The organism is Streptomyces sp. NPDC007205 (assembly GCF_040634095.1).
GTDB lineage: Bacteria > Actinomycetota > Actinomycetes > Streptomycetales > Streptomycetaceae > Streptomyces.
Map to the genome: position 1 here is coordinate 1 of NZ_JBEYEW010000085.1, position 10,005 is coordinate 10,005.

7 protein-coding genes and 2 pseudogenes are annotated in these 10,005 nt (G+C 64.1%); 8 read left to right on the top strand and 1 reads right to left on the bottom strand.

All coding sequences use genetic code 11. The features are described 5' to 3' along the window. Positions 1-201: 201 nt before the first annotated feature. Positions 202-534 (top strand): annotated as a pseudogene (locus ABZ624_RS40875) (integrase core domain-containing protein); the annotation flags it as partial. Between the two features lie 268 nt (positions 535-802). Here the strand turns inward: ABZ624_RS40875 and ABZ624_RS40880 are convergent. Then, positions 803-2,161 carry a hypothetical protein gene (locus ABZ624_RS40880; RefSeq protein WP_360100418.1) on the bottom strand — a complete coding sequence of 453 codons (1,359 nt, stop codon included), beginning with the start codon at positions 2,159-2,161 and terminating at the stop codon, positions 803-805. A gap of 257 nt (positions 2,162-2,418) precedes the next feature. Between ABZ624_RS40880 and ABZ624_RS40885 the strand changes: the two are divergent. The 7 genes and pseudogenes from ABZ624_RS40885 (at position 2,419) to ABZ624_RS40915 (ending at position 9,812) form a co-directional block, all read left to right on the top strand. After that, positions 2,419-3,262 (top strand): annotated as a pseudogene (locus ABZ624_RS40885) (IS5 family transposase). 837 nt (positions 3,263-4,099) lie between these two features. Beyond that, positions 4,100-4,891: a class I SAM-dependent methyltransferase gene (locus ABZ624_RS40890; protein WP_360100421.1), complete on the top strand. Its 792-nt coding sequence runs from the start codon at positions 4,100-4,102 to the stop codon at positions 4,889-4,891. Positions 4,892-4,930: 39 nt separating this feature from the next. After that, the gene (locus ABZ624_RS40895) at positions 4,931-5,710 is read left to right on the top strand and encodes a glucose 1-dehydrogenase (protein ID WP_360100424.1); all 780 of its coding nucleotides are present in this window, start codon (positions 4,931-4,933) and stop codon (positions 5,708-5,710) included. After that, entirely contained in the window at positions 5,707-7,161 is a 1,455-nt protein-coding gene (locus ABZ624_RS40900) for an FAD-binding oxidoreductase (protein ID WP_360100427.1), read from the top strand. The genes ABZ624_RS40895 and ABZ624_RS40900 overlap by 4 nt, the downstream gene beginning before the upstream one ends. A gap of 6 nt (positions 7,162-7,167) precedes the next feature. After that, positions 7,168-7,500 carry an EthD family reductase gene (locus ABZ624_RS40905; RefSeq protein ID WP_360100430.1) on the top strand — a complete coding sequence of 111 codons (333 nt, stop codon included), beginning with the start codon at positions 7,168-7,170 and terminating at the stop codon, positions 7,498-7,500. 72 nt (positions 7,501-7,572) lie between these two features. Beyond that, on the top strand, positions 7,573-8,622 hold the full coding sequence (tdh, locus tag ABZ624_RS40910; RefSeq protein ID WP_360100433.1) for an L-threonine 3-dehydrogenase: 1,050 nt from the start codon (positions 7,573-7,575) through the stop codon (positions 8,620-8,622). Between the two features lie 125 nt (positions 8,623-8,747). Then, complete coding sequence (locus ABZ624_RS40915) at positions 8,748-9,812, top strand: GNAT family N-acetyltransferase (protein WP_360100436.1); 1,065 nt, start codon at positions 8,748-8,750, stop codon at positions 9,810-9,812. Positions 9,813-10,005 lie beyond the last annotated feature (193 nt).

A 10,005-nucleotide genomic window follows, 5' to 3' on the forward strand; every position in this document is an offset into this window, starting at 1 on the left:
CGCCGTCCTCGCAGCCCAGGCCCAGGACACCATAAAGGGGGCGGCAGAAACGACACCACCAGCCTCATTCCCCTCACCGTGGCAGAGATCCGGCGACTGCTGGACACTCTCCTGCCCCACCCCAGACCCCACCAGGACCGACGACTCCACGCACTGAACTGGTCCCACTGGCGCAGACACCACCAAGCCATCGCCCGCGAGTTGATACATCACTCCGATGCCGGCTCGTAGTACACATCGTTCGCGCTCGCCGAGCACCTCGACCGTGCAGGCATCGCCGCGTCGATCGGATCAGTCGGCGACGCCTACGACAACGCCCTGATGGAGTCCACGATCGGCCTGTTCAAGACCGAGTTGATCAAGCCCTGTCGCCCCTGGAAGATGCTTTCCCAGGTCGAACTCGCCACCGCCGAATGGGTCGACTGGTACTGCCACCGTCGGCTCCACGGTGAAATAGGGCACATCCCGCCCGCCGAATACGAGACCAAGTACTACCGCGGAACCACGAAATCCCAGGTCACAGCCACGACCTAGAGTCTCGATCAAACCTGGGGCGGTTCAGATACAGCCATACAGCGTGACTGATGATCTCGGCCGGGAACCGATCCTTGTACGACGGCGTGTCGACAACCAGCCCTCCCCCGACGACCTACACCAAGATCATCGCACGCCTACACGAACAACATGGCAACGCCGTCTGCAGGCCTTCGACATCGCCATTGGCGGCCGCCTCACCCACAATCGAATCTTGACCAACCAGCCGACCCAGTTACACCGTTTACTGGTCAGGTCCAAGGGTCAGTCACCGCAGTGCATGGGCCGAGTTCACGTGATAACGCCCTCGGGCGAGAACGTCACTGACGGCGGGGTGGCGTTGGAAGGGTCGCAGGCGTTGGAGTGCGGTACGTAGGCACTGTTTGGCTCGGGTGGAGTGCAGGGCGGGGTAGATGTCGAGGAAGGAGTTCCAGTGTGCCAGGGCTTGTTCCAGGTGGCCGAGCCGCAGGTGGGTTTCGGCGAGACGGGCATGGGTGAGGGCGGCGCGCAGCTTGTCGGTTGGGCTGCGCAGGTGCAGTGATGTTGTCAGTGCGGTGAGGGCGTTGGTGTGGTCGCCGAGGGTGGCCAGGGTCTGGGCGCGCTGATAGTGCAGGGCGCTGGCGGGGTAGCTGCTGAAGGGCCCGGGAGGGGCAGCTGAGTGGGTGTGGAGGTTTTCGGCGCGAGCGAGGGCGGTGAGTGCGGCCCGGCGGTTGTGGTGGGCGTTCATGACGGCCAGGTGGATGTGGGTGTAGGCGCGGACGCTGGGGGAGGCGTGGCGGGCGTGTTGGTCGGCGTATTCGGCCAGGTGTAGGACCGCCGGCGTGTGGTTGCCCAGGTCGTGAGCGTGGGTGGCCATGGCGCGCAGGGCGATGGCGAGGGTGGCGTGGTCACCGGCGTCGGCGGCGAGGCGTGCGGCGATCTGGCGGTAGTGCTGGGCGGTGGAGCCGTGGCCGCTGTCGGCGCACATCGTTCCCATCAGCAGGGTGAGGTGGGATGCGGCTATCAGCAGTTCGTGGTGGGTACGCACGCGGGCGGATGTGTTGAGGACGGGCAGGACGTCGTGGAGGAGGTAGGCGGTCAGGGCCGCTCGGACGTGCTGTCCGCCATACTTGTCGGCTGTCGCGACGAACACCGCTGCCATGGCGCGAAGTTGGTCGACTTCCCGCTGGTCGGCGTGCGGCCGGTCTGGCAGCGGGTTCTTGGGTCGGCGCGGTGGGCTGGGGAGTGTGGTCAGGTCGCGTAAGGCGATGCTGGTGAGTGTGACGACGCTCGTGTCGAGCAGAACTTGCCGTTGGGAATTGAGTTCGGTGTGGGCTAGATGGGCGAGTTTGCCCACGGGATCGGTCTCCCAGGACGGATCCACAACGACAGCTGGTGTTCGGGTGAGTCCGGCCTCCTGCGGCGTGATGCGCCTTCCCAGGCGGCGGGTGAGGCACTCCAGCAACAGCGTGGGGTATGGGCGTCGGGGCTGGGTGCCGGCGAGCCAGCGCCGCACCGTGGTGTCATTGCACGCCAGGTCAAGGCCCTCCTCGCTAGCGACCTCGCGCAGGGCTCGGGCCAATTGGCCGGGACTCCAGCCCGTGGCCTCAAAGAGCGCCGTCAAGTGTGTGTTGGGGAGACGGGCCATGGGTCCCTCACCTTGCTTCCTGAGCCCCTTGTTGAGAGTTGGACGATGGAGGACTTGAAATTCAGCTGGTCGGGATCTTCCGAGAAGCAACCAAGGGCTGACTGGCCTTCGCTGTACCGGCACTGATCAACTCGACCGGTCTCGGCGTCGCATGGCGACTAAGGGAGGGCCTTTGCCTGCAGCACTAACTGATCATTTCAGAATGAGTTGGCGGGTGAGGGTTGGGAGTTGGGCTTGATGGCGGCAGAGTTCTTCGAGTGTCGGATGATCTTGTGCCTGGTGACCTGGGGGAACGTGTTGCCCCGTTGCCCCTCCTCGTCCACCGCGGCGTCGACGGCACCCAGGCCGGTTGCCGACGGATGACCGCGCTGCCTTGCGGGGCATCGTTTACGTCCTGCGCAAGGGCGTGAGCTGGGCAGACGTCCCCACGGAGAAGATCGGCTGCAGTGGGGTGACGTCCTGGCGGCACCTTCGGGACTGGAGCAGGCTGGCGTGTGGCCCCGTCTACACGAGCTCCTTCTGGCGGAGCTGCGGGCAGCGGACCTGCTGGACATGGATGACGCGGCCGCCGACGGCTCCCACGTCAGAGCCCTCAAAGGGGGGCTCACACCAGGCCTTCGCCGGTCGACCGCGCCCGCCCGGGCAGCAAGCACCATCTGATCACCGATCGGCACGGAACACTCCTGGCTGTCACCCTGACCAGCGGAAACCGTCACGATGTCACCCAACTGATGTCTGCTGGACGCGATACCCCGCATCCGCGGGATTCGCGGACGGCCACGTCACCGGCCTCACCGGCTGTTCGCCGACCGCGCCTACGACTACGACAAGTACCGCCGTCTCCTGCGGGCCCGCGGCATCACACCGAAGATCACCCGGAAAGGCACAGCTCACGGTTCCGGCCTGGGAAAGACCCGCTGGGTCGTCGAGCGGGCCTTCGCCTGGCTCCATCAGCTTAAACGGCTCCGGATCCGCTACGAGATACGCGCCGACCTCCATGTCGGCCTGCTCCAACTCGCCGCTCCCACGAACGACCACCTGCGCAGGGCCGGCCGCGGCCGCAGTATCGCCGCCACCGCTCCGTCCCGCGCCGCTCAATGATCGGGAGTTTCCCGGGCTCCACCAAGCCGGCGTAATAACCGGCTTGCCCCCGGTTCACCTTGCTCGTCGCCCGGTGCTTCGCGATCATCGGCGGCGACATGAGCACATTGCCTGTAGGCGGTATACAGCCACAAGTAATGTGAAGATAAGGGTTCCACGCAGGTGATCCTTTCCCTCCGCACTCACGATTCGCCAGCGCCGCATGACGATCCCATCGGCATATCGCCGTGGCATTTGCGGCGTAATGATGTGATCTTGCGTCACCGCCGTTGGTCCGCCCAGCGGCCAACGGCGGTGCACTCGTATAAATACTAGCGCATTAGAGAAGTGAAAATGGAGGCGGAATATAGAGTAGTCGCCAGTCGGACATCGATGCTTCGCCCTCACAGTGAACTATGGTTTCGGCAGCCTCTGGGTTCACCCCAGGAGCCGTCATCCGGCACGCAGACACCTTTATGGATCAGAGTCGGCGCGTCACATGATTCTCGCCTTGGCCTGACTCCAGCGGTCACCCTCAGACGGAGGCGCGCCGACATGCAAATTTTCCCGAGTACCCCTGCATGTCCGGGGAAAACACCACTGCCCGGCAAAGAATTAATGCCGCTCGATCGCTCAAGATCGACCGGACATGTCGTTTCACAAAGGCGCACGGTTGTCGGGCTTGATTGATAGTGAGCGCGCCGGCCATCTGTACAACTCCGACGATGGTTGGTGTACTGGCAACTGAAAGGAATTTTGAACTAGTTGGATTCGACTAGTTCTCATTGACCGAGCCGCTTCTCTACTGCGGCCCGCTTCTGCATAATCCATGCCAGGAATACTTGTGGGAGGTCATTGATGGGCAGTCAGTTTGACGATCTCGCCCTAGCTTATGAGAGCACGGCGGTGGATATGGCTGTGCGCCAGCATCTGGAGTATCCGAGTTACTTTGAGGCGCTCGGAGACATTACAGGATTGAAAGTCCTTGATCTCGGGTGTGGCAGTGGGGTTTACAGTCGGCGGCTGCGTTCCCATGGTGCCCAGCGGGTCGTAGGCGCGGATGTCTCAGAGGGCATGCTTGACTATGCGCGGTCGCGCGAGCGGCGGGAACAGCTGGGCATCGATTATCTGCGTCGTGACATCACGCGTCCGATCGATGCGCCTGACCCCGAACTGGACGGGGCTTTCGACCTGGTGGCGGGTGTGTATGTGGCACCGTACGCCCCGACCGTTGAGGCGCTGCACGGACTGTTCCGTACTGCGCGGCGAGCGCTGCCGGCATCCGGTGGACGCTGCGTCACGTATGTGCTGAACCCGGAAGCGGCGGTGACGCCTGGCTACTACGCCGAGTACGACTTCGAGCTGGTGGCTGTTGACGGAGGCCAGCAGGTGCCCGATGGTGCGCCGCTGACGCTGACGATCACGCTCCCCGAGCACCCCACTTTCTCCCTGACCGCATACCGCTGGTCCCGCGCTACGCAGGAGGATGCGGCGCGCGCTGCGGGGTTCGAGAGCTTGCAGTGGATCCACCCGAAGGTCACCGACGAGGGTCTCGCCTTGCATGGCGCGTCGTATTGGAAACGGTACCTGGACTGCCCCCACACCCTGATCCTGAGCTGTGTCGCGGCCCCGCAGACGGAAGGCAAGTAGCGGGGCGGACGAAGGCGTTCCCTACACGAGGAGGTAGTCGTGAGCCAGGCCGTAGCGGACGGCAGGAGCCTGACCGGTCAGGTAGTCCTGGTCACCGGCGGTGCCAGAGGGATCGGACAGGCCTGTGTCATGGCTCTGTCTCGCGCTGGTGCCACGGTAGTGATTGCGGACATCGACGGAGCTTCGGCGGCAAAGACCGCACAGATGATCCAAGACAGCGGTGGCACTGCGCTGGATCTCGAGTGTGACGTCACACAGCCGGAGCATACGGCCGAGCTGATCACTATGGTGGTGGATGCATACGGTCGCCTGGACTGCGCTGTCAACAATGCCGGCATCAATGAGCCCGGACAGATCGTGGCCGACGTCTCGCCCAAAGTGTGGGACCGTATTTGGGCGGTAAACGTCAAGGGCGTTTGGCTGTGCATGCAGGCCGAGCTCCGACAGATGCTGGCTCAGGGCAGCGGCGTGATCGTGAACATGGCTTCGACCCTGAGCCTGGTCGCCTCGCGCGAGGCGACCGCATATGTGGCCAGCAAGCACGCAGTTCTCGGGCTGACCCGTGCGACTGCGGTCGACTATGCCAGGCAAGGTATCCGCGTCAATGCTGTGTGCCCGGGCCCGGTGCCGACCGACATGATGCACCGCGTCCTGCGCGGGGATGCCAAGGCGGTAGAGGAGCTGCGGGCGACCGCTCCCACGGGGCGGTTCACTACGCCTGAGGAAGTCGCGGCCGCGGTGGTGTGGCTCTGCTCGCCGGCTGCCTCACACATTCTGGGACACGGCCTTGTCGTGGATGGAGGGTGGACAGCCGTATGACAGAGTTCCGTCAACCCACCGCTCGTGTCCGCAATGGAGCTCCTGCCACGCAGGGAACGATCCCACCACACGCCGACGAAACGATCGGAAGTGGCTTCGCAGGCGAGATCATCCGTCCCTGTGACCCGGAGTACGACAGCACGCGCCGAGTCTGGAACGGGATGATCGACCGCCATCCCCGCCTCATCGCCCGGCCGCGCACGCTCGCTGACATCAAGCTCGGTATCCGCTTCGCCCTGGACCACCAGCTCCCGCTCGCCGTGAGAGGAGGCGGGCACAACGTGACCGGCAGCGGCACGTGTGACGACGGTCTGGTGCTCGACCTCTCACTTATGCGCACCGTGGACGTCGATCCGGTCGAGCGGGTCGTGCGCGCTCAAGGTGGCGCTACGTGGGGGGATCTGGATCGGGCAGCGGCCGCCTATGGGCTGGCGACCACAGGCGGGATGATATCCAGCACAGGCATCGGCGGCTTGACCCTTGGGGGCGGTGTCGGCTGGCTGATGCGAGCCTATGGCCTGGCATGCGACAACCTGCTCCAGACCACCTTGGTGACGGCCCGCAACGAAGTGATCACGGTTGACGATGCCCGGAATCCTGATCTTTTCGCTGCCTTGCGCGGCGGCGGGGGTAATTTCGGCGTCGTCCACGAGTTCACTTACCGTCTGCACCCGGTGACCGAGGTACTGGGCGGCTATGTCATCCATACCGTCGAACGCGCCCAAGACGTCTTGGACTTTTACGCTCACTGGTGCCGTACGGCACCCGATACGGTCACCACGGCGGCCGCGTTCTTCACCGCGCCAACCGATCCCGCGCTCCCCGCGGCACTGCGTGGCAAGCCCGCGCTGATGGTGGCTCTATGCGCCCTTGGCGACGCTGACGAGCGGGAGCAACTCGCGGAGGCCCTGCGCCGATTTGGCCCGCCCGCCGTGGACCTTGTGCAGCCGATGCCCTACCCTCAACAGCAATCACTGCTCGATGCGGGCTCGCCACCCGGAATGCGCAACTACTGGAAGCCGGGCTACATCAGCGATCTTCCACCCCGGCTGATTGCGGACCTGGTTGAGTTCGCCGCATGTCCCCCCTCGCCATCGGCCCAGATCCTCATCCACCAGCTCGGCGGAGCGGTAGCCCGCGTCCCGCCAGGTCATACGGCGGCCGCTCATAGGGATGCTCCTTACCTGGTCAATGCAGTCGGTATGTGGGACAGCCCCAGTGATGATGACCGCAACATTTCCTGGGTGCGCAGCCTCCATAAGCGCCTCAACCCCTTCTGTACCGGCACTTATGTCAACTACCTCGCCGATGAGGGGCCGGCAGCAGCAACGGCGGCCTACGATCCCGCCACCCGTGCGTTGCTGGAACGCGTCAAGACGCGCTGGGACCCGGACAACATCTTCCGGCCCAGCCACAACGTCTCACCCCGGCCCGAGTCCGCATCAGGATGACGCGCTATGTACCGGCTCACCTGCCTCTTCGGCCACCCCGATGACCCAGCCGCGTTTCAGGAACACTACCGGAACGTCCACATCCCTCTGGGGAAACAACTTCCCGGAATCAAGCGATGGATCGTCGGACTCTGCGAGACACAGGACGGAAAACCCCCACCCTTCTACATGATCGCCGAACTCTGCACAGCAACACGCGAGGACATGGAGCAGCTCCTGGCATCACCGCAGGGGCAGACAGTGGCGGCAGATGTCGCCAACTTCGCCACCGGCGGAGCCACCATCATCCTCTACCAGGAAGAAGTGATCCATCCTGAGCGGCCATGCGATGCCCACTGAGTGGACCATCGGCTGCCGGCCCAGCCGTTCGCCGCTCGCGAAGGAACCACAGTGATCACGGATCGGAGAAGTATGAAAGCGCTGGTCAAGGCGGGGCCCGAGGAAGGGGTGGAGCTCCGCGAGGTACCCCGCCCCCAGCTAGGGCGCAATGACGTGCTGATTCGGGTACTGCGTACCGGAATCTGCGGTACTGACCTGCACATCCATCACTCAACTCCCTGGGCCCTCCGGCGCATTGCGCCACCGCGGATCATCGGCCATGAATTCGTCGGTGAAATCATCGCCGTCGGCGAGGGGGTCGGCAGTCTGTTACACGGTCAACTGGTCAGCGGAGAAGGCCATCTCACCTGCGGCCGCTGCCCCCACTGCACAGCCGGCCGAAAACATCTGTGCCCCCACACACGGACACTCGGCGTAGATCGCGACGGAGCGTTTGCCGAGTACATAACCCTGCCCGCCGACCATGTGTGGGTACATCGCCCCGGCGTCACGCTGGACGTGGCCGCCATATTCGATGCCTTCGGCAACGCGGTGCACATCGCTGATGCCTTCCCTCTGCAAGACAGGACGGTGCTGGTTGCCGGGGCAGGACCTATCGGCTGCATGGCAGCCGCGATTGCCGTTCACCGAGATGCGCATCTGGTCGTGGTCACCGATGTGAACCAGTTCCGGCTAGATCTCGCTCGGCGGATCGGAATCCACCACGTGGTTGAAGCAGAGCCGCACGCCATTGCGAAGAGTGCTGACGAATTCGGGCTCAGGGAGGGTTTCGATATCGGCTTCGAGATGTCCGGAAACCACGACGCCCTCCAGGAATTGCTCACCGGTGTCAAACGTGGAGGCCAGGTAGCGGTCCTTGGCCTGCCGGACGATCGCATGTCCACCGACTGGGCCGACATCGCTCTGCGCATGTTGACCATCCAGGGAATCAGTGGCCGCCGGGTGTTCGATACCTGGCATTGCATGTCAGAACTGCTCGACCAAGGGATGGACCCATCGCTCGTCATCACTCATCATTTCGCGGCGGACGACTATGGAGAGGCATTCGCCGCCGCCTTCGCAGGAAGCGCGGGAAAAGTAATCCTCAACTGGGCCGAGCCGAATCAGGAGAACGAGGAGTGACACGCCATGCGGTGCACGTACACCTCCACCGACAACATCACCGCGTCCCGGCGGACACCTGAACACGCCCTCGCAGCCCCAGCACACCGCACGTCCGCAACGCTGGCGGCCTGGGGAACACCGTCATGACCGAAGCCATAACCACCTCCTGCGGACGCTTCAAGGCCGAGGTCCTCACAAGCATCGACGCAGTCGGCCCTGAATGGGACGAACTGATGGCCACCGCGCGCGCACCGGTCTTCTACCGCCGCCCCTTCCTCAGCGCCTTCGAGCGCTACCCTCTGCATCCCGTGCGCCGCACCGCCTACATCCTCATCCGCGACGCAGGAGGCGTCCTTCAAGCCGCCTTCCCCGCATACCTCCAACAAGGCGTCGACCCCATGCGCGTGATCAACGACCACTTCCCCGAAACACTAGGGCAGCCAGCGCTGATGAGCCACGTATGGCACTGCTATGACACCGTCATCCCCGCACGTCCCCGAGCCATCCCAGCCATCAACGTGGCCCTCGACATGCTCCACCACGTCGCCTGTGACTGGGGAGCCACCCTCTACGGGCTAGCCAACGTCGACGCCGCGACACGCCTCAACGACCTACTTGAAATCCGCGGTCTCCACGGAACCGACATCGACATCGGATGGGGCCTGGACCTGCCATCCCGCAAAGACTACGACGGCTACCTCACCACCTTGCCCAGCAAACCCCGCCGCAACCTGCAGCGCGACCTACGAGCCGCCCAGCGCGCCGGAGTCACCGCCATCATCTGCGCTGCACACGACGCCGACCTGGACGGTTTCGTCACCCTGGCCCGAGCCACCGCCGCCAAGCACAACAACTCCGACTACTACCAGCCCGGCCTCTTCCAGAACTTTGTGCTCGCCCTCGGGGACGACGTCCGCGTCCTCGAACTCCGCGCCCGCGACGGGCTTATCTGCTCCGGCCTCATCCTCCTCGACGACACCCGATACCACTTTTGGGCCTGCGGCTTCGCCCCCAGAGGCGCCTTCAGCGCCTTCTACGTGGCATTCGACCACATCATGCGCGGCGCTTTCTCGTCCGGCCGCTCATGGGTCGAACTGGGCCGCCGCAATCCTGACTTCAAACGACGCTACGGCCTCACCCCGCGCACTCTGCGCGCCTGGGCTGGGACAGTCCACGATGAAAAGCGTCCCCCCGTGTCCTTTTCTTGATCAAACACGGAAATGGGGTACCCGAAGCCAACAGGATTCAACCACCGCCAACGCAATGAGCTGAGCGTTCCTACCACGCCGCCCACTGTGAGGGCCTCCCCAAGGCCGGGAAGTTAGCGTTTTCGCAGGTGCCGCAAGCACGTTGAGGGTTCGAGGCGAAAGCACAACGGAGCTCGTTGGTACAGGCAGTCGA